The 23,802-nt window shown below is 45.8% G+C and carries 22 protein-coding genes and 1 riboswitch; of the genes, 12 read left to right on the top strand and 10 right to left on the bottom strand.

Going from position 1 to position 23,802, the window contains the following annotated elements:
* Positions 1–5: 5 nt before the first annotated feature.
* The 3 genes from RH46_RS04560 to RH46_RS04550 form a co-directional block, all read right to left on the bottom strand.
* A complete protein-coding gene (locus RH46_RS04560; RefSeq protein WP_006878231.1) occupies positions 6–1,406 on the bottom strand; it encodes a Y-family DNA polymerase in 1,401 nt (466 codons plus the stop codon).
* A gap of 2 nt (positions 1,407–1,408) precedes the next feature.
* Entirely contained in the window at positions 1,409–2,086 is a 678-nt protein-coding gene (imuA, locus tag RH46_RS04555; RefSeq protein ID WP_006878230.1) for a translesion DNA synthesis-associated protein ImuA, read from the bottom strand.
* 151 nt (positions 2,087–2,237) lie between these two features.
* The gene (locus tag RH46_RS04550) at positions 2,238–2,978 is read right to left on the bottom strand and encodes a YciK family oxidoreductase (RefSeq protein ID WP_006878229.1); all 741 of its coding nucleotides are present in this window, start codon (positions 2,976–2,978) and stop codon (positions 2,238–2,240) included.
* Between the two features lie 87 nt (positions 2,979–3,065).
* Here RH46_RS04550 and sohB point away from each other — a divergent pair, with 87 nt between their 5' ends.
* The 6 genes from sohB (at position 3,066) to RH46_RS04520 (ending at position 8,388) form a co-directional block, all read left to right on the top strand.
* On the top strand, positions 3,066–4,127 hold the full coding sequence (gene sohB / locus RH46_RS04545) for a protease SohB (RefSeq protein ID WP_006878228.1): 1,062 nt from the start codon (positions 3,066–3,068) through the stop codon (positions 4,125–4,127).
* Positions 4,128–4,441: 314 nt separating this feature from the next.
* A complete protein-coding gene (locus RH46_RS04540; RefSeq protein WP_006878227.1) occupies positions 4,442–4,924 on the top strand; it encodes a hypothetical protein in 483 nt (160 codons plus the stop codon).
* Between the two features lie 278 nt (positions 4,925–5,202).
* Positions 5,203–5,472, top strand: coding sequence for a PTS sugar transporter subunit IIB (locus RH46_RS04535; RefSeq protein ID WP_006878226.1), 270 nt, complete (start codon positions 5,203–5,205; stop codon positions 5,470–5,472).
* 12 nt (positions 5,473–5,484) lie between these two features.
* Positions 5,485–6,741 carry a PTS ascorbate transporter subunit IIC gene (locus tag RH46_RS04530; protein ID WP_006878225.1) on the top strand — a complete coding sequence of 419 codons (1,257 nt, stop codon included), beginning with the start codon at positions 5,485–5,487 and terminating at the stop codon, positions 6,739–6,741.
* Positions 6,738–7,184 (top strand): PTS sugar transporter subunit IIA, encoded by a 447-nt coding sequence (locus RH46_RS04525; protein ID WP_006878224.1) that lies wholly within the window; start codon positions 6,738–6,740, stop codon positions 7,182–7,184. The genes RH46_RS04530 and RH46_RS04525 overlap by 4 nt, the downstream gene beginning before the upstream one ends.
* A 391-nt stretch (positions 7,185–7,575) precedes the next feature.
* Positions 7,576–8,388, top strand: coding sequence for a hypothetical protein (locus RH46_RS04520; RefSeq protein WP_006878223.1), 813 nt, complete (start codon positions 7,576–7,578; stop codon positions 8,386–8,388).
* Between the two features lie 348 nt (positions 8,389–8,736).
* Here the strand turns inward: RH46_RS04520 and RH46_RS04515 are convergent, their stop codons facing one another.
* Entirely contained in the window at positions 8,737–10,185 is a 1,449-nt protein-coding gene (locus RH46_RS04515; RefSeq protein WP_006878222.1) for a DEAD/DEAH box helicase, read from the bottom strand.
* A 99-nt stretch (positions 10,186–10,284) separates the two neighbouring features.
* Positions 10,285–10,851, bottom strand: coding sequence for a rhombosortase (gene rrtA, locus RH46_RS04510; protein WP_006878221.1), 567 nt, complete (start codon positions 10,849–10,851; stop codon positions 10,285–10,287).
* A gap of 3 nt (positions 10,852–10,854) precedes the next feature.
* On the opposite strand from rrtA, the gene RH46_RS04505 reads away from it, so the two are divergent.
* Together RH46_RS04505 and RH46_RS04500 are read left to right on the top strand one after the other, a co-directional pair.
* Complete coding sequence (locus RH46_RS04505) at positions 10,855–11,466, top strand: tRNA-uridine aminocarboxypropyltransferase (protein ID WP_006878220.1); 612 nt, start codon at positions 10,855–10,857, stop codon at positions 11,464–11,466.
* Positions 11,467–11,549: 83 nt separating this feature from the next.
* Positions 11,550–11,649: riboswitch (purine riboswitch) on the top strand.
* Between the two features lie 78 nt (positions 11,650–11,727).
* Positions 11,728–12,735: an adenosine deaminase gene (locus RH46_RS04500; RefSeq protein WP_006878219.1), complete on the top strand. Its 1,008-nt coding sequence runs from the start codon at positions 11,728–11,730 to the stop codon at positions 12,733–12,735.
* Between the two features lie 49 nt (positions 12,736–12,784).
* Here RH46_RS04500 and RH46_RS04495 read toward each other — a convergent pair whose 3' ends face one another.
* From RH46_RS04495 to RH46_RS04485, 3 genes are all read right to left on the bottom strand, one after another.
* The gene (locus RH46_RS04495) at positions 12,785–14,101 is read right to left on the bottom strand and encodes an anti-phage deoxyguanosine triphosphatase (RefSeq protein WP_006878218.1); all 1,317 of its coding nucleotides are present in this window, start codon (positions 14,099–14,101) and stop codon (positions 12,785–12,787) included.
* A gap of 93 nt (positions 14,102–14,194) precedes the next feature.
* Positions 14,195–15,742 carry a DHA2 family efflux MFS transporter permease subunit gene (locus tag RH46_RS04490; protein WP_006878217.1) on the bottom strand — a complete coding sequence of 516 codons (1,548 nt, stop codon included), beginning with the start codon at positions 15,740–15,742 and terminating at the stop codon, positions 14,195–14,197.
* Between the two features lie 3 nt (positions 15,743–15,745).
* Positions 15,746–16,807 (bottom strand): HlyD family secretion protein, encoded by a 1,062-nt coding sequence (locus RH46_RS04485; protein WP_006878216.1) that lies wholly within the window; start codon positions 16,805–16,807, stop codon positions 15,746–15,748.
* A gap of 128 nt (positions 16,808–16,935) precedes the next feature.
* Between RH46_RS04485 and RH46_RS04480 the strand changes: the two genes are divergently transcribed.
* Positions 16,936–17,832 carry a LysR family transcriptional regulator gene (locus RH46_RS04480; protein WP_006878215.1) on the top strand — a complete coding sequence of 299 codons (897 nt, stop codon included), beginning with the start codon at positions 16,936–16,938 and terminating at the stop codon, positions 17,830–17,832.
* A 16-nt stretch (positions 17,833–17,848) separates the two neighbouring features.
* Here the strand turns inward: RH46_RS04480 and yfbR are convergent, their stop codons facing one another.
* Positions 17,849–18,457 (bottom strand): 5'-deoxynucleotidase, encoded by a 609-nt coding sequence (yfbR, locus tag RH46_RS04475; RefSeq protein WP_006878214.1) that lies wholly within the window; start codon positions 18,455–18,457, stop codon positions 17,849–17,851.
* Between the two features lie 73 nt (positions 18,458–18,530).
* Positions 18,531–19,745 (bottom strand): pyridoxal phosphate-dependent aminotransferase, encoded by a 1,215-nt coding sequence (locus RH46_RS04470; RefSeq protein WP_006878213.1) that lies wholly within the window; start codon positions 19,743–19,745, stop codon positions 18,531–18,533.
* A 219-nt stretch (positions 19,746–19,964) separates the two neighbouring features.
* Here RH46_RS04470 and RH46_RS04465 point away from each other — a divergent pair, with 219 nt between their 5' ends.
* Genes RH46_RS04465 through menH form a run of 3 tightly spaced genes read left to right on the top strand, consistent with a single transcriptional unit; the run spans position 19,965 to position 23,793 of the window.
* On the top strand, positions 19,965–21,272 hold the full coding sequence (locus tag RH46_RS04465; RefSeq protein WP_040895164.1) for an isochorismate synthase: 1,308 nt from the start codon (positions 19,965–19,967) through the stop codon (positions 21,270–21,272).
* On the top strand, positions 21,273–23,003 hold the full coding sequence (gene menD / locus RH46_RS04460) for a 2-succinyl-5-enolpyruvyl-6-hydroxy-3-cyclohexene-1-carboxylic-acid synthase (protein ID WP_006878211.1): 1,731 nt from the start codon (positions 21,273–21,275) through the stop codon (positions 23,001–23,003).
* On the top strand, positions 22,993–23,793 hold the full coding sequence (menH, locus tag RH46_RS04455) for a 2-succinyl-6-hydroxy-2,4-cyclohexadiene-1-carboxylate synthase (protein ID WP_006878210.1): 801 nt from the start codon (positions 22,993–22,995) through the stop codon (positions 23,791–23,793). The genes menD and menH overlap by 11 nt, the downstream gene beginning before the upstream one ends.
* Positions 23,794–23,802 lie beyond the last annotated feature (9 nt).

The following is a 23,802-nucleotide window of genomic DNA, read 5'->3' as shown; positions in this document are numbered from 1 at the left end:
CCCCGTTAACTAAACATACCGTGGACGAACCACTGGAGATCTTGGTTGCGAAATACCCATAGCCAGCGCCCCGTAGCACTACGGGCAACGAAATAGTCACGAGTCATATCATCACCATCCCACCAACCAGTGACCAGACGTTCCGGGCCTTGAATAATGGAGACATTATCCGTTAAGGGCTGAGGGGCTGGCAGCAGCAAGCTCGGGCGTAACCGATGGCTAATTGGGCGGTTAGGGATCGGCAGAGTCGGGTCGCAAAGGAGAGTCGCTTTCTCAGGCCGGGGGTCATGACTGTGAGCGACTTTACGTACTTGTTCATTGCCAAGCTTAGCTTGCAGCAAACCAATCAACTCGAGTTCAGTCTGCTCGCCCTGGACACCGTTAAACAGATCAGCGCTGGTGGATTCAAGCTCTCCGGCTCGAATCAAGCGTAATGTTAACCCCTGCACCGGAGCGTCCAGCTTAAGGGACTCCATGGTCAGGCGACACAGAGTTAGCCAGCGAGTTGTCAGGTAGTCGCCACCGGCTGAATAAAAGCGTACCGAGCCATCTTCTTTATCTCGCTGATGTAAAACTAATTCCAGCTCATAGCCGACTTGATTGCGCAGAGTAAGGAAGCACTCAAGCTTATCGAGTAGTTTCGTCAGGGGTCTTTCTAGCCACTGGATATTTTCAATATCAAACAGCAGTTCCTGATAAGTCTCGAATTGTTCTGGCGGGTGATAAAACTCAACCGGATGCTTAAACTGACCCATGAGGCGTCCGACGTAATTGACCAGATCGATATCAAAACGGCGCGCCACTTCTTGCATCGGCAAGGCGAGGAGTTGTTCAAGAGTCGTAATGCCAACTCGTTGTAGTTTTTCAACTTGCTTGCTCTCTAACTCAGTCGCGAACAAAGGAAAAGGAGCGATCGCTTTGAGAAGCTGGTCTCTATCTAGTGTAAGCAGCGCACTACCGGATTTAGCCAGCAGCATTGCTGAAAATGGTGAGAAGCCGACGGAATAGAGGTAGTTCAGTTGTAACTTATCGAGATGGTGAGAAACTCGCTGCCAATAGGTGCTAAGTCCGCCGTAAAGTGACAGCATATCGGTGACTTTCAGCAGAACACCTTGCGGTGGAAATAAGCAGATATCAGAAGTGACCATATAAAGCCACTGAGCAATATTGAGCAGAGTCTGCTGTTCTATCTCAGGGTCGTAAGGGTGGACTTGTAGCTGGTGACATAAAGCACTCGCGCTACCTAGTCCCATGCCTGTTTCAATCCCTTCTTCACGCGCTGCTAAATTACACTGAATCACTTTAAAGTGGCCCGACTCGACAATGGCCAGTGGCAAAGAAGTTTGCTCGGCGAACAGGGCGTCAAGCTGTAAGGTAGGAAAGTGAAGGTAGATCCAGCTCTGCATAGTTAACCTTGCTGACGAATTGGGAATGGGATAACCACAGGTGCCTTGGGCTGTAGAGTTAAACTTGGCCAGTTGGCGCTCATATCGATGACAAAACTGCCCTGAGGCCAGCCTCCTTTGCGTTTGGTAATCGTCACTTCGATCCCCATAGGGTGGGGAAGCAGGGTCATACTTAAGCTGACAGGCAGAGAAAACAGGCTTTTGGGGGCTGTTTTGAACAGAAAGTGCAGGCAGTTGCCCCGTTCACTCGCGACTTGTAATCGTCTGGCCTGATGAACTTCCAGTTCAGGGTGCCAGAGCAGAACGTTACTGCATGCACCGCTACGTAAACACTGCTCAGCAGCCCACAAGGCCTGATGTTCATTGTTCGGTGAAATCATCAGAACTTTGTTGGTATCTAAACCAAAATGATGGAGCTGTTCAGCACATAGGTAACCGGGGGGATGAATAAATACCGATAAGCGTTGTTGGCTGGTGTTTTTCAGGTGCGGCAATAACAGGCGTAGTTCACCAATGCTGGTCTCGCCTTGTAATTCAACGACACCGTGTTTTGGAAAGCCCCCTTCGAGCTTTTGATCCAAAAGATCATAGCCGGTTGAGTAGTAGTCCTGATTCTCAGATGTCTGGGCTCCTGACCAAAGCCACTGTTTTTGCTTAAGATGCTCGATTAATTCATACATAATAATTTACCTGTATATATATACAGTATAATTTATTGTCTATGAACGGCAAGAGGGTGGTGGTTCAAATGGATAAAAAAACGCCTTGTGTTTTGTAAGTGATAACACAAGGCGTTGATTTCTATTTCAAAAATAATCTAATTTATGATGACTACTTTGGCTGGGCGTCGATACATTCGCCGTTGACTGATTTACTTTCAGGTGACATCAGATAGAGGTAGAGCGGCATAATATCCAGTGGTGTTTTAAGTAGTTCTGCATCTTCTGCAGGGTAAGCTTTAGCACGCATTGCTGTGCGAGTGCCACCTGGATTGATCGCATTGACGCGAATGTTGGTATCACTTAGCTCATCAGCAAGGATCTGCATCATACCTTCAGTGGCAAACTTCGACATTGCGTAAGTGCCCCAGAATGCACGACCACTGTGGCCTACCGTTGAAGAGGTGAAAATAATGCGCGCGTCTTCTGATTTGTGCAGTAATGGCAGTACAGCCTGAGTCATCAGGAACTGAGCTTTAACATTGACCTGCATGATGTCGTCGTAAGTGTCTTCACCAATTTGATCAAATGGGCTAATGACACCCAGTAAGCTAGCATTATGCAAAACACCATCTAAGCGTCCAAACTGACCTTCAATGGTATCAACCATATCGAGGTAATTTTGTTTAGTCGCACCTTTCATATCTAGCGGGATAATCGCTGGTTGAGGGTAACCAGCCGCTTCGATTTCGTCGTAAGTCTGCTCCAGTTTTTTCACTGTACGACCAAGTAAAATCACAGTAGCGCCGTGCTCTGCATAAGAGAGGGCGGCTTGCTTACCGATGCCAGCACCAGCGCCAGTCACCAGAATGACTTTACCTTTCAGGGCATCTGAAGAAACAGCATATTCCACGATGTGTATCCTTTTGTAATGTTCTGCTTTATGAATCCATAACTTGGTGGTTACAATACACTAATTCGCACATTAGGGGATATCACATTGGAATTTTTGTTGGACTACGGCCTGTTTTTGGCCAAGATTGTGACTGTTGTAGTCGCAGTGATTGCGATATTGGTTATTGCTAAAGCAGTGGGCGGAAAAAGCGGTGCTGCTAAGGGCGAACTTGAAATTACTAACCTAACTGAACAGCATAAAAATACCGTTGAACAGCTAGAACATCACCTCCATGATGACGCATTTATCAAGGCACGTGATAAAGCTGAGAAGAAGCAAGAAAAAGAGCAGAATAAAGCACGCGAAAAAGAGATTAAGAAAGCGTCAAAAGAGGGCGAGCTAGATAGCAAACGTGAACCTCATCTGTTCGTTCTGGACTTTAAAGGCAGTATTGATGCTAAAGAGGTGGCTTCACTTCGTGAGGAAGTCACAGCGATTCTGGCGGTTGCCCGTGAAGGCGATGAAGTATTACTTCGACTAGAGTCAGGTGGTGGCATGGTACATGGATACGGCCTGGCTTCATCTCAACTGGATCGTATTAAGGCAGCCAACTTACCTTTGACTATCGCTGTTGATAAAGTGGCAGCAAGTGGTGGTTACATGATGGCATGTATTGCCGATAAGATTGTATCTGCACCTTTCGCTATCGTCGGTTCAATTGGTGTTATCGCCCAGTTACCGAACTTCAATAAAGTACTGAAGAAGTACGATATTGAGTATGAACAACTGACTGCTGGTGAATACAAACGTACCTTAACGATGTTCGGTGAAAACACAGACAAAGCACGCGATAAGTTCAAGCAAGAGCTAGAAGAGACACACGGTCTGTTTAAAGACTTTATTCGTGAGCGTCGTCCTGAGCTAGAACTGGATAAAGTGGCTACTGGTGAGCACTGGTTCGGTACACAAGCTCATAAACTTGGTTTGGTTGATGAGATCAAAACGTCAGACGACATCGTGGTTGAAGCGTGCAAGGACAAAACAGTGCTGGCGATTCACTACGTTGAGAAGAAGAAGCTAACCTCTAAGCTTGCTGGCCTCGCAGGAGAAGCGGCTGATAATGTTCTGATGAAATTGATCGATCGCGGCCAGCGCCCAATCGTCTAGGTTGTTTATCACAGATAGAATTAAAGCGCCTATCGCAAGATGGCGCTTTTTTGTACCTCTTGCCTTACTCCTTAGCGGGACACACACCACAAGTGTTCTGTTAGAGGGACAGGCATTCTAAAACGGCATTCTAAAAGGACAGGCAGCATAAGTTTATCATCTACTCTGTTTTTCTTATCGGGACAGACACCCTAAAGGGTGAAATAGGGGTTAAGCGTAAATACCCTACGCAGAAGGGTAACCATTTATAATGTTGCTTATAGGGTATATACTTAGCCTATGTCGGATTTTACAAGAAGTCCTAGGTACACTGGATGTTAATTAAAAAACAAGAAGCGCCATACGATATGCAAATAGGCGCTCGATTTGAAACAAAAAAACATGGCTATGTTACGGTTATTGAATACTACAATACACACACCGTTATTGTTGCGTTTGAAAATACCGGAAATATTCGTTCAATTACTGCAGCTAAACTTCGTAGCGGTCAAGTTTCTGATCGTTCTGTTCCGCCACAATCTTCTATGGTTGGTGAAAAAGTAGAGTCAGTTAAGCATGGCATTTTAACTATCATACAAGTTGAATCTGAAAACATTGTTGTTCTTGAAAATGAACTTGGTGAGGAAATTCGTATGCTGCTTCCTGCCGTTCAGAAATTACGTGATCGAGTAGAGGAAGAAGCTGAAATATCTAAACCAGAAATGCCCACCTCTTTAAGTGCTCTGACTAAGAGAAATAAAAAGACCAAAGACGTTAATAGTCTGCTAAAGAAAATGCTTACCGACTACGGAAAATAGTCACAGTTATTATTTAACAGCGTTCATATTGCCAAGTCTCACTTCATCTATAACTAATAAATATCCTGTTTAGAATATACTTTTTATTGCTACTCCTTTGGGCTGTTAGTGACTAGGTATTAGTTTTAAACTTCATTTAACGAGATCTGCGTCACAAGGTCATTTTGGTTTTGTGATGGTGATCTATTCTGTTTTTGGTTCGTTTGGATATGATTCATCTCAACAAATAAAACGAAAGAGAAATAGTCTTTCGACTAAAACCCTACGAGATGAATATTATGAAAAAGATTATGGTTGTATGTGGAAATGGCCTTGGTACATCACTAATGATGGAGATGGCAGTTAAAGAAGTGGCAAACAAAATTGGCCTTGTAGCAGAAGTCGATCACGAAGATTTATCATCGGCAGCATCTAGCAGCGCAGATATCTGGGTAGCCGCAACAGACGTAGCAAATCAATTAGCGGATGCAGGTAAAACAAATATTGTTAGTCTAGCTAATATCTTTGATAAAGGCTCAATTGAAGAGCAGTTAAAAAACTTCATGTAAGGTGTTTAAATTATGGCAAACTTCTTTGAGTTCATGCTTGGCTTATTAAAAGAGCCAGCAATCATGGTCGGGCTAATAGCATTTGTCGGCCTTATAGCACAAAAGTCTGATGTTTCTACAATTTTAAAAGGCACTATTAAAACCGTAATGGGTTTCCTAATTTTAGGTTTTGGTGCGGGTGCTCTTGTTGGTGCACTAAATCACTTTTCAACAGTATTTACAGAAGCATTTGGGGTAAGTGGTGTTATTCCAAATAACGAAGCAATCGTAGCACTAGCACAAGAAGCATTTGGTTACGAAATGGCTCTAATTATGTTCTTTGCTTTTGTAGTGAATATTCTATTAGCGCGTTTTACCCCGTTAAAATATATATTCCTAACAGGTCACCACACTATGTTTATGTCGATGCTCGTTGCAGTGATTCTGTCTACAGCAGGCATCAAAGGCACAATGCTAGTGGCAATGGGTTCAGTCATTGTTGGTTCATTGATGGTCATCATGCCAGCGCTTGCTCAGAAATATACTGAGAAAGTAATGGGTACCGATCAACTGGCAATGGGTCACTTTTCTACCTTCTCTTACCTAGTGTCTGGTTATATTGGTAGCAAGTTTGGTGATACGTCAAAAACTACTGAAGATATCAATGTACCTAAGAGCCTGATGTTCTTACGTGATACTCCAGTCGCAGTGGCTACGACTATGGCAATCTTCTTTATGTTTGCGTCGATCATTGCCGGTGGTGATTTTGTCGAAACGGTTTCAGGTGGTCAAAACTGGGTAGTGTTTACCTTTATGCAATCACTCACTTTTGCAGGTGGTGTGTACATTGTACTGCAGGGTGTGAAGATGTTGATTGCAGAAATTGTTCCCGCATTTAAAGGTATCTCAGATAAATTGGTACCAGGTGCGAAACCGGCTCTAGATTGTCCAATGGTATTCCCTGTGGCACCTAACGCAGTTCTTATTGGCTTCCTATCATCGTTTGCAGCAGGTCTTGTGGCGATGGGTATTCAGGGGATGTTCGACTGGACCATTATCGTGGCGGGTGTTGTACCTCACTTCTTCGTCGGTGGCGCTGCGGGTGTATATGGTAACGCAACAGGTGGTCTGCGTGGTGCAGTACTAGGTTCATTTACACAAGGTCTGTGTATCTCATTCTTACCTATGTTGTTACTTCCGGTTCTTGGTGGCCTGGGTCTTGAAGCAACGACATTTGCTGACTTTGACTTCGGTGTTGTTGGTCTGATTTTGGGATGGTTAGTATCATGAGTATATTGAATCTGATTGGCGATAACATTGTTATCTCACACGAAAAAAACCTAACTGTGGATGCTGCGTTGAGCCTAACTTGCTCAAAGCTTATCGAGCAGGGCAAGGTAGAGGCGAGTTACTTAGAGGCGATTAAAGCTAAGCACAAAGAGATTGGTGCTTACTATGTACTGGCGCCTAAAATTGCAATGCCTCATGCTCGACCAGAAGATGGAGTGAATCAAGCGGCTCTGCAAATCACAGTGTTTAAAAAGGGTGTTGATTTAGAGTCAGAGGATAATGGCGATGTGTACTTCTCTGTAACTCTGGCAGCGTTAGATTCAGATAGCCATATTCAAACGATTGTCGCTCTGTCTGAACTGTTCCAGAATGACGAAGATATCGACGCCATCATTGCTGCTAAAGATGAATCTGCTATCGCTGAGATTCTTAGTAAGTACTGATTTGATAATCCCCCTTCCTGAAAGTTTAAGCCCTCGCTAGTCACGAGGGCTTTTTTCTTCAAACTATTCTTTTTATGAGGACAGGCACTTTAAACCCCCGATTTCTTAGAAGGACACACACCATAAAGGATGAAAATGGTATGAATTCTTGATACCTAGGTGGAAGGTTGAATCATTCCAGATTGCTGTGTATTAATGTCTTTCTTAACCTAAGTGGATAACTCACCGCTTGGACGAAAAGATGACAACCGCTAGAAAACACCAACTGTGTGTCGATGCTACACCTTATTATCATTGCGTCTCTCGCTGTGTCCGACGAAGTTTTCTCTGTGGGAAAGACCCCGTTACTCAGCAAAGTTATCAGCATCGACGAGACTGGATTAAACGAAAGATGCTGGCACTTACGCAAGTCTATTGCATTGATATCTGCGCCTACGCCATCATGACTAACCACTACCATTTGGTTGTTCATATCAATCGCTCAAAGGCTCTGAACTTATCAAGTCGAGAGGTAGTTGAACGTTGGCAGCAAGACCACAAACTACCAAGTTTAGTGGCGAGATGGATAGAAGGGCAACTCACCAGCAATACTGAAATTGAAGCCTGCATGACCATTATTGAATCGTGGCGAGAACGATTATGGAGCCTAAGTTGGTTTATGAAAGAGCTCAACTTTGACATTGCCTGCCAAGCCAACCGAGAAGATGAGTGCAAAGGTCATTTTTGGGAAAGTCGTTTTAAAAGTCAGGCCCTGCTTGATGAGAAAGCACTTGCAGCTGCCATGGCGTATGTCGACCTAAATCCATTGAGAGCAGGGATAGCGAAGACGCCAGAGGCCTCAGACTATACATCGATTCAGGCAAGAATAGAGGCATTGAGCAATCAACAAGAAACTGCTCCTTGCCTTCATCCATTTATAGGCAATTCAGCCCATTCTCAACTCGATGGCATTCCTTTCCGGCTTATGGACTATATTGAGTTAGTTGATTGGAGCGCACGTCAGTGTCGAGAAGACAAAGCTCAGTTAAGCGAAAATACACCACCAATACTAGAACGCCTTAACATCAACCAGCTAAACTGGCTTAAAGCTTGTACAGAATTAGAACGTCCCCGCACTACCAGCGTAGGCTGTATAAAGAGCGCAATGATCGCCAAACGTGTATTCAATCGAAAACGAATTAATTTATTTCGATTGGACAGCTAGTTTACAAACCGAAATTGACATACACCGCTTGAACTTTCCCTAGCCAATACCAAGCTTGGCATCTCTCGGTTTCTTAAATTTGACTCAGAGTCCCAATTCTTACCGATAATCGTTAGTAGCATCTCGATTACTCAGCTATTTAGACAAATAGAGGGTCGTTGTGCATTGATTTGTCCTAAACATAGCTACTAAAGTGTATGTCCTTATATTCTTATATTGTAATCGCATAAGGTGTCTGCCCTTTTACTGTTGTTGCAATGGTGCCTGTCCCCACATGAAAAATCCCCATCAACAGAGTTGATGGGGATTTAAATACTTCAACCTTTAGTCGCTGCGTAGTGAGCGTGACTACTGGCTTTTCGCTGAACCAGTACGAGGCGCTTTAGGCTTGTTAGGGCGTCGGTTAGACGGCTTACCGTTTGATGATTTGTTACTGGTAGAGCGGTTTTTCGCTTTGCCTTCACCGCGTTTAGCGTTGCTACCGTTATTTTCACCGTTTAGTTTGTTGTGGCCAAAGTGACGTTTGTTTTTACCTGCTGGTTTATTGCCACGTGCGTTGTCGCCAGAGCGTTGACCGTCTTGGTGACCTGTCTTTGGTTTCTTCGGCTTCTTAGGTTTTTTCGGTTTGATAGGGCGTGTGTCCAGTTTAGACTCAGGTAGTTCGTTTACTGGTTTAAAGCCTTCTAGTTCGAAGCGCGGTAGTACTTGCTGGATAAGGCGTTCGATACCAAACAGATCACTTGCTTCATCGGCTTCTACCAAAGAGATCGCTTTACCCACTTCACCTGCACGACCAGTACGTCCAATACGGTGAACATAGTCTTCAGAGACATTTGGCAGCTCGAAGTTAACCACTTGTGGTAGCTGAGGAATATCAATACCACGAGCAGCAATATCAGTCGCAACCAAAACTCGTACATCGCCAGATTTAAAGTCAGCCAGTGCACGGGTACGAGCCCCCTGACTCTTATTACCGTGAATCGGTGCAGCAGTAATCTCTTCTTTGTTAAGGAAGTGCGCTAAGCGGTTAGCACCATGCTTGGTACGACAGAACACCAGCACCTGTTTCCAGTCACCGTCTTTAATCAGCTTGACCAGCATAGGTGCTTTTTTACGTTTGTCTGCAGGGTAGATGCTCTGCTCAATGGTTACTGCTGTAGAGTTTTCAGGGCTAACTGAAATCTCTACCGGATTGTTAACCAGCCCTTTTGCTAATTCGCGAATTTCTTGTGAGAAGGTCGCAGAAAATAGCAGGTTTTGACGCTTAGCAGGCAGTAAAGCTAGGATTTTGCGAATGTCGCGGATAAAGCCCATATCGAGCATACGGTCAGCTTCATCCAGTACCAGTACTTCAAGCTGGTCGAACTTAATCGCATTTTGCTGATAAAGGTCGAGTAGACGCCCCGGTGTTGCAACAACAATGTCACTGCCTTTACGCAGCTTGAGCATCTGCGGGTTGATCTTCACGCCACCGAATACAACGGTAGAAGTCAGACGCTGGTAACGGCTGTACTTAAATACGTTTTCCTGAACCTGAGCAGCCAGTTCACGCGTCGGAGTTAAGATCAGCGCGCGAACGTGATTACCTTTTACGCGTGTACCGTTGTCTAGTCGCTCAAGAATAGGAAGAGTGAAACCTGCAGTTTTACCTGTGCCTGTCTGCGCAGCTGCCATTACGTCCTGACCGTTAAGGACAGCAGGAATAGCTTGCTCCTGAATTGGAGATGGTTTGTCGTAACCCTGATCTTGAATCGCTTTGAGGATCGGAGCAGAAAGGCCTAAGGAGGTAAAACCCATAGTGTGTTCTCTGTATATGAATGCGGAATATTCACACATAACAGTTATGCGTGAAAAAGGGCGCCATTCTGAGCCCTTTAACGAGGAACATCAACCAAATTATTGCTCATGGGGAAGTGGTTGAGACTTTTTCTTGATCAAATAGAGCATCAGCGCGAACACTAAGCCAGACAAAGCACCAATTAGATGGGATTCGACAGCAACAGGAGCATTGATCATGTCACTGGTCGACTGAGCAGCCCCCATTGTCATTTCCCAAGTCACCTTCAGCATCACACCTGCGACTAGTAACCAGCTGCTTTTTCGCTCTTGTAGAGCTTCCAGTGTCGCAAAGTAAGCGAATATGCCATGCAGTGCTCCGGAGAGACCCACATACCCATTCATAGAGGTAAAGAAGTTGAATACCCCGATCGAGACACTGACCGCCAGCAAACAGAGTAGCAAGCTTTTTGCGCTAGGTTTAAAGACGAAGCAAATCACCCATAAGCCAGCCAGGTTCATCCCCAGATGGGCAAAGTTGGTATGGGTGAAATTTCCTGTTAGGATTCGCCACCACTGGCCGTGATTAATCAAATAGCGATGCCAGTTCACTTGCGAAGCCAAGGGTTCGAATTGAAGCCCTAGGCACACTAAACTGATAGCGATTAACAGAAGAAATAAGCGCACACTATGTCCCGATATTGTTCTCAATGTGGAAAGTCACTCAAAGCTTGCATATGTAAGTGGATACAAAGCCTAACATCGAATGTTGAGTTGGTCATTCTACAGCATCACAGCGAGACGAACAGACCTATGGGCACTGCGCGCATACTAAAACTGTCTTTGGCGAATAGCCATTGCTTCGAAGGGGAAGATTTTTCACAGCATCAGCAATTGAACGAGCTACTTAGTGATAAACAGTTTCACCACTTTGTCCTCTACCCGGGCGAGGGGGCGCTGGCTCACACTCAAGTTGCTAGTAAATTAGCAGAAGGTCGTAAGATACGGGTGATTTTGCTCGACGGCACGTGGAAAAAAGCCTACAAGATGTGGCAACTGTCGACTAACCTGCATTCATTGCCATTGATACGTTTACCTGATGATCTACAAGGTAACTACCGTATTCGCAAAGCGCCAACTGACAATAGCCTTTCTACCGTTGAGGCGGGTTATCACATCCTCTCTTTACTCGAACCGCACAATGATTTTCTGCCTATGATCGATGCCTTTAATCAGATGATTGAGTTTCAGATCCAGCAGATGCCACCGGGTGTGTTTGAGAAAAATTATCTCAGCGAATAGAAAACACCTAGAAAATCAGACAGAAGCGGCTAAACTAGATCCCTAAGCGGCTTAGCATATCGGATACCAGATTGATAAGTCGTACCGTGACACACACGGTGCTTCGTATAATCCCACTGATATGGTGTGGGAGTCTCTACCTGGAGCCGTAAATTCCAGATTACGAAGAGTTAAGTGCTTAGCGCTTTTCTCTTTGTATGTCTGACACTTTGCTAGAGAAAGGCGCTTGTTATATCAATCAAATTGAGTGAGGAGACAAGCGTGCATCAATCCAATTTTATCCAACAACTACCAAAAGTTGAGCTGCATCTGCATATCGAAGGTACCTTAGAGCCGGAGATGATGTTTGAACTGGCGCAGCGTAATCAGATCACGTTACCGTTCACGAGCCCTGAAGAGGTTCAGGCAGCGTATGAATTTACCAATCTACAGTCATTTCTCGATATTTATTATCAGGGCGCTAATGTACTGATTAACGAGCAGGATTTTTACGATCTGACCTATGCGTACCTGACCCGTTGTCATAAAGATAACGTGATTCATAGTGAGATATTTTTCGATCCCCAGACTCATACTGAGCGTGGTATCCCATTTGATACCGTGATTAACGGTATCCATCGAGCTTTGCAGGATGGGTGCGAAGAGTTTGGCATAACCAGTCGCATCATCATGTGTTTCTTGCGCCATTTGGATGAAGAGAGTGCTTTTACCTCTTTAGGACAGGCACTTGAGCATAAAGACAAAATTATTGGCGTTGGCCTCGATTCTTCAGAGCTTGGTCATCCACCGGAGAAATTTACTCGTGTGTTTGCTAAAGCGCGAGAAGAGGGCTTCTTAACCGTTGCTCATGCCGGTGAGGAAGGACCGGTAACGAATATCCATGACAGTTTAGAACTGTTGAAAGTGAGCCGTATTGATCACGGTGTGCGTTGTGTTGACGACGCCGACTTGGTTGATTATCTCGCCAAAACCCGTATGCCATTAACTGTCTGTCCTTTATCGAATACGAAGTTAAAAGTGTTTGATCAGATGCAGGACCACAACATTGTTGAGTTATTGAGAAAAGGTTTGTGTGTCACCATTAACTCAGACGATCCGGCCTATTTCGGTGGCTATATGACGGATAACTTCCTCGCTGTCGATAAGAGTCATGGTTTAACTTGGGAAGAGCTGGCGCAATTTACCTTAAATGCCATTGAAGCCAGTTTCGTTAGCCGAGAAGAGAAGCTGGAACTCACCGCTAAGTTAGATGCCTTTATGGCCGACTAAACAGAATCAGGAGCCAGCTGGCTCCTGATTTTTTTTATCTGACTCAATCTCAATGGGAAGAAAATAGCTGTTGATGCAGGCGTTGAGCATGCCCATCAGTCATTGATGAGATATAGTCGGCGATAACACGATAACCTGCACTTTGATTTTGTTGAGCTGCCCAATGTTGGCGTACCTGAGTGGGTAACAGTCTTTCTGGATCGGCGCTAAGTGCTTCAAAAATATCCATAATGATCTGCTGACCTTTATACTCCACCACCTGTACATGCGGTACCTGAATAACGTAGTCGCTGACGAAGTGTTTAAGAATATCGAGTGCGACGGCCATTTTAGGTTCAAGGTAAGCATTAAAAGAGAGCAGTTCACACTCGAAAGGCGCATCAACGGGTTTGATGGAAATACTGGTAAGCAGGGCATTGACCATACCGCCAATGGCATCTTTGCGTTGATAGTGGGTGCCTGCAAACAGCATTTCGGTGATCGAATCGATGTGCTGTTCAAACCAAGGGTCACCACACTCTGATAACTGACTCGCCGCCCCTTCAATCCACTGATGGCGATTAACCATTCCAAGCACTAATGCATCTTCTAAATCGTGGACACCATAGGCGATATCATCTGCCAGTTCCATAATTGAGCAATCAATTGACTTATAACGGGTCTTCTTGTGCTGAGTATCCGTCACCTTCTCATCACGCATGGTGCTGAATAGTTGTTTGTCATTTTCGCTAAGCGGCTCGAGAAGCCAGTCAAACAAAGTTTGGTCACAGTCATACAGTCCCTTGGCTGGCATCCAGTCGCGGGCACGAAGTTTACGTTGATGAGACACACTGTCAGGAATGGTTTTGGCGCGGGTTTCGCTAATCATTGCTGGGTACTTGACTAAACCAAGCAGGGTGCGGCGCGCCAGATTCATACCAAAATGTTCAGTATAAGGCTCAAGTTTAGTCACAATCCGAAATGTCTGGGCATTACCTTCAAACCCACCGTGGTCACGCATCATATAGTTGAGCGCAACCTCTCCACCATGACCATATGGAGGATGACCAATGTCGTGGGCGAGACAGAGTGAATCAATTAAGCTATCGCTTGGAAGCAGATCGCGGAATTCTGGTTGTTTCTTTTTTAGTTGGGCAACAATGCCTGTCCCTAACTGGGCGGCTTCGAGAGAGTGAGTCAGGCGCGTACGATGGAAGTCATCGAAGCTATTGCCGTGCACCTGAGTTTTAGCTTGCAGGCGACGAAAAGCGGCGGAATGAAGAATACGCGCACGGTCACGTTGGTATGGGCTTCGGTGGTCATCACGACGAATCTTATGTTCGTCATCATGACGCTGATGCCATAAATCGCTAATTTGAAACGTCATAGGCAATCCCCTCTGTTTTATCTTACCGTACACTTATGCAGAGAGGACATCAAGTAGCAGAAAAGTATGGAGTTTCTGCTACTTGCCTTAGAATTAATCTTTCATACTCATAATCAGAACGGCAGCGACAGCGAGGAATCCTGCCATCATCAGGAAGACGTCGTTGTAAGCCATGATGGCTGCGTCACGCTGCATGGTTGCGACCAGAGTTGCCTGAGCCTGTTGCATTGCCGTTGCTGCGTCACTTCCAGACTGAACAAAGAAGGCCTGTTGCTGCTGAAGTGTCTGCCAACCTAACTGGCTCACTGTTGGTAGCGACTCTTTAATATGACCAAGATGCTCGCGGGTTTTGTTATCCAGCAAAGTAGCGATGATAGCAATACTAAAGGCACCGCCAAGGTTACGCATTACGTTAGTCAGCGTCGAAGCGTCAGGGGTATCTGGCTTGCTGATGTTTTTCATCGCTACCAGTGACAGCGGCACCATGATAAACGGACTACCAATAGCTCGCAGTACCATCGAAAGAATCAGTTGCTGTCCACCGAAGTCAACGGTCATATGTGTGTTGACGTAGCAGCTTAAACCAAACATCGCGAAACCAAAGGTAACCAGATACTTGGGCTTAATAATCTGAGTAAGCTTAGGCACCAACGGGAAAATCAGCAGTTGCGGGAAACCCATCCACATCAGTACTTCACCAATTTCCATCGCGTTGTATTGCTGAATTTGTGTCAGATACATCGGCAGTACATAAATGGAACCGAGTAGCGCCATACCCAAAATCAGATAGGCAATACAAGACATCGCAAACTGACCGTCACGCAGCAACCGCAAATTCACCAGCGGCTTCTTATGCTGTAATTCATTAATGATGAAGTAGACCAAGCTCACTGCAGAAATAATGCTGAGCGTAATGATAAAGCTAGAGCTAAACCACTCTTCACGGTTACCTTCTTCAAGAACAACCTCAAGACAACCGAGGCCGAGAGCCATGGTCGCGATACCAAACCAGTCGGCTTTTTTGAGCAGTCCAAGTTCGAGCTTCTCATCATCCAGACCATAACGAATCATGGAAATCACCAGTATTGCTGGTGGAATATTGATGTAAAAGATGTAGTGCCAAGAGAGATTTTCTGTCAGCCAACCGCCGAAGGTAGGGCCAATAGAGGGCGCAAAGGTGGCGGTCACCCCAAACAGCGCCATACCGACCGCACGCTTATTCAGCGGCAGCAACTGAACAACTAATGAGAAGGCGAGGGGAATCAAGGCACCGCCGCTAAAACCCTGCATTGCACGAAACACGATCATCGAGGTCATGTTCCACGAAAATGAACATAACAGTGATGACAGGGTAAAGATCGCAGTGGTCCAGGTCAGGTAACGACGTTTACCCAATGCCTTAGATAGCCAGCCACTCAGAGGAATGGCAATCATCTCCGCAACCAGATATGAGGTTGATATCCAGGAGCTTTCATCTAAGGTAGCTGACAGGGCTCCTTGAATATCTTTCAGCGATGAGTTGGTGATCTGAATATCTAAGATCGCCATAAAAGCACCAATCAAGCCACCAAATAACGCGATCCAGTGACGAGTGGGCACTTGATCGCTTTCTGCTTGAGCGACCACACTAACTTGGCTCATTGCTTAACCTCGTGTATCTATGGTCGCAACAACTGAAAGACCTGGTAGTAAGCGTCCCTCAAGGGCATTTTGTTCAGGTAAGGTAATTTTTACTGGTACGCGTTGAACGATTTTGGTGAAGTTACCCGTCGCATTCTCGGGTGGCAGAAGTGCGAACTTAGCGCCTGTTGCTGGAGAGAAACTATCGACCACACCTTCCAGAGTTTTTCCGGGAAAGGCATCCAGTTCGACTTCGACTTTTTGACCTTTATGAATGCCGCTAAGCTGGGTCTCTTTGAAGTTGGCTTCAATCCACACGCCGTTTTCTGGCACTAAGCTCATCAGTGGAGCGCCTGCCTGAACCAGCAACCCTTCGCGCACGCTACGTTTACCAATGATGCCATCGGTAGGGGCGTAAACCTTGGTGTAGTCGAGGTTAAGTTGAGCTTGTTGTAACTGAGCTTGTGCTTCGGTTACTGATGCTTGAGCCTGCTCAATTTCACTCGCAATAACAATGAGCTGATCGTTGCTGGCAGCAAGATTAGCTTTCGCTTCTTCAAGTTCAGCGAGAGTGACTTTTTGTTGAGCAAGCATGCTGTCTAATTCGTCCTGTGAGGCGTAATTGCGTTTTAACAGACTACGAGATCGAGAGACCTGCTGAACGGCGCGATCGTATTCGGCTTGAGCAGAATCAACTCGACTCTCTGCCTGATTAATCTGGCTGCGCTGCAAGGTCTGCTGAGCGATGAGATTTTTGACACTCGATTTGGCCACAACAAGGTGAGCCTCTGATTGAGATAGGGCTGCCTGATAGTCGCGATCATCAATCTGGACCAGAAGTTGTCCTTGCTTCACCTGTTGGTTGTCGGAGACATAAGACTTGACGATGTAGCCAGATACTTTTGGGCTGATAGTCGTTATGTCACCCTGTAGATAAGCGTTGTCGGTTGACTCGAAATATTGTCCGTAGCTAAACCAGTATCCACCACCTAACAGACCAAGTGACAGCATCACTGCAGTAGCGATCAAAGGCGCTTTGTTACGTTTGGATTTCGCTGCACTCTTGGTTGAATGAGTCTCTGTCATGGTGTTCTCTTTTATCGTTTGAAATGTGGATGTAACGAATTGTAAATGAATATCATTGGTTGATAAGATAGGAAAAAAGGGAAACACTGTTGCAGAAATTGTTCTAATAAGCGTGTTTGGGAGGATTGATGGATTTAAATGCAGTCACGGTATTTGCCCAAGTTGTTGATTGTGGGAGTTTTACTCATGCAGCTGAAACTCTTAACATGACAAAATCAACAGTGAGCAGAAAGCTGGTGGAATTAGAACAGCACTTAGGTGTGAGGTTGATCACGCGTTCAACGCGCAGTTTAGTCCTCACTCCTGAAGGAGAGAAGTTCTACCAATCCAGCTTACAAATGTTAGAGATCATTAATCAGGCGGAACTCGAGGTGTCAGCTAACCAAGATTTGGTACGCGGTCCTCTTAATGTTGTCTTGCCTGTAGAGCTAGGCCATCAGGTGTTGGGTAGCTATATACATCAGTTTTTACTTGATTACCCGCATGTCACTATGAATCTGGAACTGAGCAACCGTGAAGTGGATATCATTGGTGAAGGTATTGATCTCTACGCGCAAATTGGCGATCTCGAAGACTCGAATCTGGTTTCTCGTTATCTGACTTCCTCGAAGCGTGCGTTAGTGGCGAGCCCGAAGTATCTTGCTCAATATGGTGATATCACCAGCCATCAGGACTTGGTCTCACCTCATCATATGGTCGAAGTGTTTAACAAAGCTGCCCGACTGCCCAAGTGGCATCTCCAGCCCGATACTGGGGAGTCATACCATATTGATTTACCGCATCGATTAAGGGTTAACACCATCACCGCTTGTCTTAAAGCTTGTATCGATGGCTTAGGCATCGCGGTACTGCCCGAGTTTATCTGCCGCGAGCATTTTGCCAGTGGGGCGCTGGTTCGTCTGTTACCGCAATACAAAATGCCGGAAGTGCAGGTGAGTCTGGTCTATGCAGATCGTCAGCTAATGCCAAAACGCAAGAAGGTGATGATAGAGTATCTGCTTAATGCGTTTCAGCAGCGAACATGATGGATTTGAGTTTTTCTTAGCTGATTTCGTCTAGAGAGAGTTCGAAGCTTGGCGCAAATGTGGTGAGAAAATATTCCATCTCAGGGGTACGACGCTCGTTTAAGGTAACGTCGAGGCGCTTTTTAGCCAGTGCGTACTCATGGTTTCCTGCACTGAGCTCTTCGAGGCACTTCAAGTAAGCGCAGATAGTGTCGGCCTGCTTAACTATCATTGCATCCTCGCTGTGAGCCTGCTGAGAGATAAGGTAGGGAGCAAAGTCGTCATGGAACTCTTGCGGAAGCATTGAAAGTAGTTTTTTCTCGGCGGCAGCCTCAATCTTTTTGTACTCTTTAGCAATCTCTGGGTTGTAGTACTTAACCGGAGTAGGCAGGTCGCCCGTCAAGACTTCACTGGTGTCATGATACATACCTAAGATAGCGATTCGCTCGGGATTCAAGTTGCCATCGAATTTCTTATTTTTGATTAATGCGAGTGCGTGGGCGACGAAAGCGACTTGCAAGCTATGTTCAGAGATATTTTCGCTCGATACAGAGCGCATCAATGGCCATCGCTGAATGAGCTTCATACGAGCTAGGTGGGCAAAAAAGTGGCTTTCCTGGACATTATCGTTAGGGATGTCTGACATTTCTCAACTCCATGAAATGAAAAAAGAGCACTCATGAGTGCTCTTTAAGAATATGAAAGATCGTCACCAAATACTACTGGCTGTATGTCGATAGGAAACGTTCAAAGCGACCGATCGCAACTTCGAGATCTTCGACGTGCGGTAAGGTTACGATGCGGAAGTGATCCGGTTTAGGCCAGTTAAAGCCGCTGCCTTGGACAAGTAACACTTTTTCCTGAACCAGAAAATCGAGAACCATCTTCTGGTCATCCTTGATGTTGTACATCTTGGTGTCGATTTTCGGGAACAGGTACATCGCCCCTTTAGGTTTGACACACGAAACCCCTGGAATCTGGTTAATCAGTTCCCATGCTCGGTCACGCTGTTCTAGCAGACGACCGCCCGGCAGAATAAGCTCATTAATGCTCTGATAGCCACCTAATGCAGTCTGAATCGCGTGCTGCATTGGTACGTTGGCACACAGGCGCATCGATGCCAGCATATCCAGACCATTAATATAACCCTGAGCTAAATGCTTAGGTCCGGTCATAAACATCCAGCCGCCACGGAAACCACATACGCGATAAGCTTTTGACAGGCCGTTAAACGTCATCACCAATACGTCTTCTGTTAATGTTGCAACTGATGTGTGAGTTGCACCGTCGTAAAGGACTTTGTCGTAGATTTCATCAGCGAAGATAATCAGCTTATGCTGACGAGCAATCTCTATTACTTCGAGTAGGAAATCGCGGCTATAGACAGCACCAGTCGGGTTATTCGGGTTAATTAACACAATACCGCGTGTTTTTGGTGTGATTTTACGTTTGATATCGTCCAGATCAGGATACCAGTCCGCTTGCTCATCACACATGTAGTGCACGGCTTTACCACCAGACAGAGCAACAGAGGCTGTCCATAGAGGGTAGTCTGGCGCAGGAACCAGCATTTCGTCGCAATTGTTAAGCAGGGCTTGCATCGCCATGACAATCAGCTCAGAAACGCCATTACCGATGTATACGTCTTCAACATCCAGCGAGTGGATACCTTTACGCTGGTAATGTTGTACTACTGCTTTACGAGCAGAGTAGATACCTTTTGAATCACAATAACCTTGCGATGTTGGCAGGTTACGGATTACATCGACTAGGATTTCGTCAGGGGCGTCAAAGCCAAATGGGGCGGGGTTTCCAATGTTTAGCTTTAGTATTTTATGCCCCTCTTCCTCCATGCGCTTAGCATGTTTGAGTACCGGACCCCTAATGTCATAGCAGACATTATCGAGTTTCGACGACATCCCGATATTTTGCATTGATTAAACCCTAAAAATAATTGAATTTCTTTATTAAAGTACATCAAAAAGAGAATATTTAGAATAAAAATCTGGTTGAATAACAAGATTTAACAGCTTGTAGCACGCCCGTTATCACAGGATTTTGCAAAACATTCGCTGCATCCTTGATTTGAGTAGGGTCTATAAATACAGTAATCACCTAAAATGAATAATAATCCCCATGCATACGAGGCTGATTTGTCTAATTTTCATCAAGCCGTTACTGAACTGATTGAACGCGTAAAGGAAGCAGAAGACGGTGTAACCCGTCTGGTTCAAGTTCTTGAGGAAAAACCAGACTTTGCGTTTATTGACTGGTTAGAAGCCCAGCCGATTTTCCCTCAGTTTTATTGGCAATCACGAGATACCCGTGAAGAAGTTGTCGCTTTAGGTCAATTACACACATTCGTTGAACCTGCTCCTGCGTACGCTATCCTGGCAGAAGATCAGCGCATATGGGGCGGTCGATCATTTGATGGTCAGACCGACAAGAATCGCCGATGCATGTCTTCCTTCTTTTTCTTGCCGCAGATTGAACTAATACGCTTTGATGACAGATGGTCTCTGGCGGTTAACCTGACGGCTGAAAAACACCGTACTCTTGCCAGTCTGTGTAAGTTGCAGTTGGATGTGAATCCTCTAATGCCAGTCTCTGCGCACATTGAAAACATTCAACATACTCCAGAAAAGGCGCAATGGTCTGAATTGGTCGATAAGGTCCTGACGGGTATCGAAAACGACGAATTTAAAAAAGTTGTGTTGGCGCGAAAAACAGCCGTCACTCTCGATCAGCCTCTGTGCGCTGCTCAGTTTTTAAAGTCGAGCTACTTACATAATCATCATAGCTTCCACTTTATGTTGTCTCTGGACAGAAAACACAGCTTTATCGGCTCAACACCAGAACGTCTTTACTTACGTCAGGATCAGGAACTGTATACTGAAGCTCTGGCTGGAACGATTGGTCGTGGTAGTAATGCCAGTCAGGATATGGAACTGGCAAACTGGTTGGCAAATGACAGCAAGAATCTCAATGAAAATCAGTATGTCGTCGATGATATTATCGAACGATTAACACCACACTCTGAGCATGTTGAAGTTGAGCAAGAGGCCAGATTAGTCCGTTTACGTAAAGTTCAGCATCTGAAGCGTAGTATCCATGCCCACCTAAACAAAGGGGTCAATGGTGTTCAGCTGCTAAGTGCTCTGCAACCGACGGCGGCTGTCGCAGGTTTACCACGTAAAGAGTCAATGGCCTTTATTCAACAACACGAACCTTTCGCTCGTGGTTGGTATGCGGGCTCAATGGGATTTATCAGCCATCAGAGAGCTGAGTTTTGTGTTGCGATTCGCAGCGCGTTGATTGTCGATGACCAAGTACAGCTATTTGCCGGAGCAGGAATCGTCCCTGGTTCTATTGCAGACCACGAATGGCAAGAGCTGGATAAGAAGATGTCTACGCTTTTGTCCCTGATTTCAGACAACCCACCATTGGGAGTCGCTTCGTAAATGAACACTGCAGTTTCAAGTGTCAATCAGGCGGTATTGAACCGTGTCTGGTGTCAGGTTTTATTGGAAGAGCTGACGCGATTTGGTGTCAGTGAAGTCTGTGTGGCGCCGGGCTCTCGCTCGACTCCGTTAACGCTGGAAGCGGATGAAAACCCAAATCTCAACCTCCATACTCACTTTGATGAGCGCGGCTTGGGGTTCCTTGCGTTAGGCATGGCTAAGGCAAGCGGCAAGCCTGTTGCTGTGGTAGTCACTTCCGGTACGGCAGTCGCAAACCTTTTACCTGCAATCGCCGAAGCAAAACTGACTGGTGAAAAGCTGGTGATCCTTACCGCTGACCGACCTGTTGAACTCGTCGCATGTGGCGCTAATCAGGCAATTGACCAGTCGGGAATTTTCTCAAGTCACGTAACTTGCGCGGTCGAACTGCCAAGTCCATCGTTACAAGTGCCGTTGAAATGGTTACTGACCACGGTTGACCAAGTGATGGCTGAACAAGAGCAAAAAGGCAGCGCGATTCATATTAACTGCCCGTTTCCTGAGCCTCTTTACAGTGATCAGCCGAAAAGCTTATACCACGATTACTCGGCATTACTCGGTGACTGGTGGCAAAGCGGCAAGCGATTTACCTACAAGCATTTCTCACAGCCGGGTAGCCAGCCTAATGTTAGCGATTTTATACAACGCAATGGTCTGATTGTGGTGGGTAGCGTTACCGCCGGGGAAGCTGCGCAAGCAAAACATCTGGCTGAACGTTTAGGCTGGCCAATTCTGTGTGACCCCCAATCCGGACAGAGTTCGAACTGGTCTCACTATGATCTCTGGCTACAAAATAGCGCGAAAACCCGGCTTCTAACGCAATGCGAACTGGTATTACAGTTTGGTTCCCGTGTTGTGTCCAAGCGTTTGAATCAATGGCTCGCTAACCATATCGAAACAACAAATGCTGAGTATCACTACGTGTCACCGAGCTTTGATCGGAATAACGCTAGTCACTTGATGCAGCATCACCATATTGCTTCTATCGAAGTCTGGATAGAGCATTTATTAACCTCTTTACCTGCAGTCGTACAAACCAATCATGGCTGGGCAGATAGCCTACAGAGTATGTCAGAACAGGTGCACAGTCTTGCTTCGTTGCATCTCAATTGCGATGCCCCCTTGTCTGAAATTGCACTGGCACTAACGATTAATCAATTGCCAAAACGAGCTCAACTGTTTTTAGGTAACAGCATGTTCGTAAGGCTGGTGGATATGTTTAGCCGTTTAGACAGCGTCGAAGTGTATAGCAACCGAGGCGCCTCCGGTATTGATGGTCTTGTGGCGACCGCAGCAGGAACGGTGAAAGCCGACAAACAGCCGACAGTGGTATTTATCGGTGATACTTCGTTGTTGTATGACGTTAACTCACTAGCCTTGCTAAGTAATGAACAAACGCCGGTAGTGGTGGTGGTCACCAATAATGATGGCGGCGCCATCTTTGATCTTCTGCCAGTGCCAGAGCAACAGAAACAGTCGCTTTATCAGATGCCACACGGCTTTGATTTCATGCATGCCGCTCAGCAGTTCAAACTCGATTATGCTAAACCGGAAACTCTGGCGGATTACCAGCGGTTGGTCGAGCAGCATATTGAGCAGGGTAGTGGTGCGCTCGTGGTTGAGATTCAAACACCTGCAGAACAGGCGTCTAATCAGCTAAAAGAGTTCACTCAACAACTTCATGCTTTATAGTCAGGCTACTCAGGAACTCATGGAAAATACACAGCAACCAGTGCTGGTATTTCTTCATGGTTTACTTGGCTGTCGGGGTGACTGGCAGCAAACCATCGCGCATTTGAGCGGCTATCCGGTATTGTGCATCGATTTACCCGGTCATGGTTTGAGCGCCGAGATTCGCTGCCAAGATTTTAAACAGTGTTGTGATCAAATATCTGACACTCTTCTTACCCAACTCGACTCTCAGCGTCCTATAGTACTGATTGGTTACTCAATGGGTGGCCGCATAGCGATGAACGGCATAGTGAAAAAACACTTTGCCCGGCTCAATATTCAGCAACTGATTGTTGAAGGTGGCAACTTTGGTTTGCCAACTGCAGAGCAAAGAGAGTTGAGACTGGCAAATGACTCTCAATGGGCGCTGCGTTTTACCAACGAGCCGATTGAGCAGGTGCTAGGCGATTGGTATCAGCAAGCGGTATTTAGTTCACTAAATCATGCGCAAAGACAAAAACTGATTGTTAAACGCAGTGCTAACCTAGGCCCCCAAGTGGCACAAATGCTGTTAGCTACCTCTTTGGCAAAGCAAGATTATCTGCTTGACGCACTTAAGTCGTCGACAGTGCCAGTACATTATATTTGCGGCGAGAAAGACAATAAGTTTAGTCAGTTGGCCGAACGAAGCGGTTTGTCTTTCAGCCAGATAGCGGAAGCGGGGCACAATGTTCATGTCGAACAGCCGCACGCTTTTGCTGAAATCGTCAAAACTCAAATAACGCGTATCTCGCAACGAGTTAATAAGTAAACAAACAGG

The sequence above is a fragment of the Vibrio brasiliensis LMG 20546 genome (assembly GCF_000189255.1).
Taxonomy (GTDB): Bacteria; Pseudomonadota; Gammaproteobacteria; order Enterobacterales; family Vibrionaceae; genus Vibrio; species Vibrio brasiliensis.
This window is presented reverse-complemented; position numbering and strand designations above follow the sequence as displayed.

Coding starts and splice junctions, on each gene's coding strand:
- RH46_RS04560 (WP_006878231.1), bottom strand. CDS start 1,406: ATGCAGAGCTGGATCTACCTTCACTTTCCTACCTTACAGCTTGACGCC.
- imuA (WP_006878230.1), bottom strand. CDS start 2,086: ATGTATGAATTAATCGAGCATCTTAAGCAAAAACAGTGGCTTTGGTCA.
- RH46_RS04540 (WP_006878227.1), top strand. CDS start 4,442: ATGTTAATTAAAAAACAAGAAGCGCCATACGATATGCAAATAGGCGCT.
- RH46_RS04535 (WP_006878226.1), top strand. CDS start 5,203: ATGAAAAAGATTATGGTTGTATGTGGAAATGGCCTTGGTACATCACTA.
- RH46_RS04530 (WP_006878225.1), top strand. CDS start 5,485: ATGGCAAACTTCTTTGAGTTCATGCTTGGCTTATTAAAAGAGCCAGCA.
- RH46_RS04525 (WP_006878224.1), top strand. CDS start 6,738: ATGAGTATATTGAATCTGATTGGCGATAACATTGTTATCTCACACGAA.
- RH46_RS04520 (WP_006878223.1), top strand. CDS start 7,576: ATGCTGGCACTTACGCAAGTCTATTGCATTGATATCTGCGCCTACGCC.
- RH46_RS04515 (WP_006878222.1), bottom strand. CDS start 10,185: ATGGGTTTTACCTCCTTAGGCCTTTCTGCTCCGATCCTCAAAGCGATT.
- RH46_RS04505 (WP_006878220.1), top strand. CDS start 10,855: ATGTCCCGATATTGTTCTCAATGTGGAAAGTCACTCAAAGCTTGCATA.
- RH46_RS04495 (WP_006878218.1), bottom strand. CDS start 14,101: ATGACGTTTCAAATTAGCGATTTATGGCATCAGCGTCATGATGACGAA.
- RH46_RS04490 (WP_006878217.1), bottom strand. CDS start 15,742: ATGAGCCAAGTTAGTGTGGTCGCTCAAGCAGAAAGCGATCAAGTGCCC.
- RH46_RS04485 (WP_006878216.1), bottom strand. CDS start 16,807: ATGACAGAGACTCATTCAACCAAGAGTGCAGCGAAATCCAAACGTAAC.
- RH46_RS04480 (WP_006878215.1), top strand. CDS start 16,936: ATGGATTTAAATGCAGTCACGGTATTTGCCCAAGTTGTTGATTGTGGG.
- yfbR (WP_006878214.1), bottom strand. CDS start 18,457: ATGTCAGACATCCCTAACGATAATGTCCAGGAAAGCCACTTTTTTGCC.
- RH46_RS04470 (WP_006878213.1), bottom strand. CDS start 19,745: ATGCAAAATATCGGGATGTCGTCGAAACTCGATAATGTCTGCTATGAC.
- menD (WP_006878211.1), top strand. CDS start 21,273: ATGAACACTGCAGTTTCAAGTGTCAATCAGGCGGTATTGAACCGTGTC.
- menH (WP_006878210.1), top strand. CDS start 22,993: ATGCTTTATAGTCAGGCTACTCAGGAACTCATGGAAAATACACAGCAA.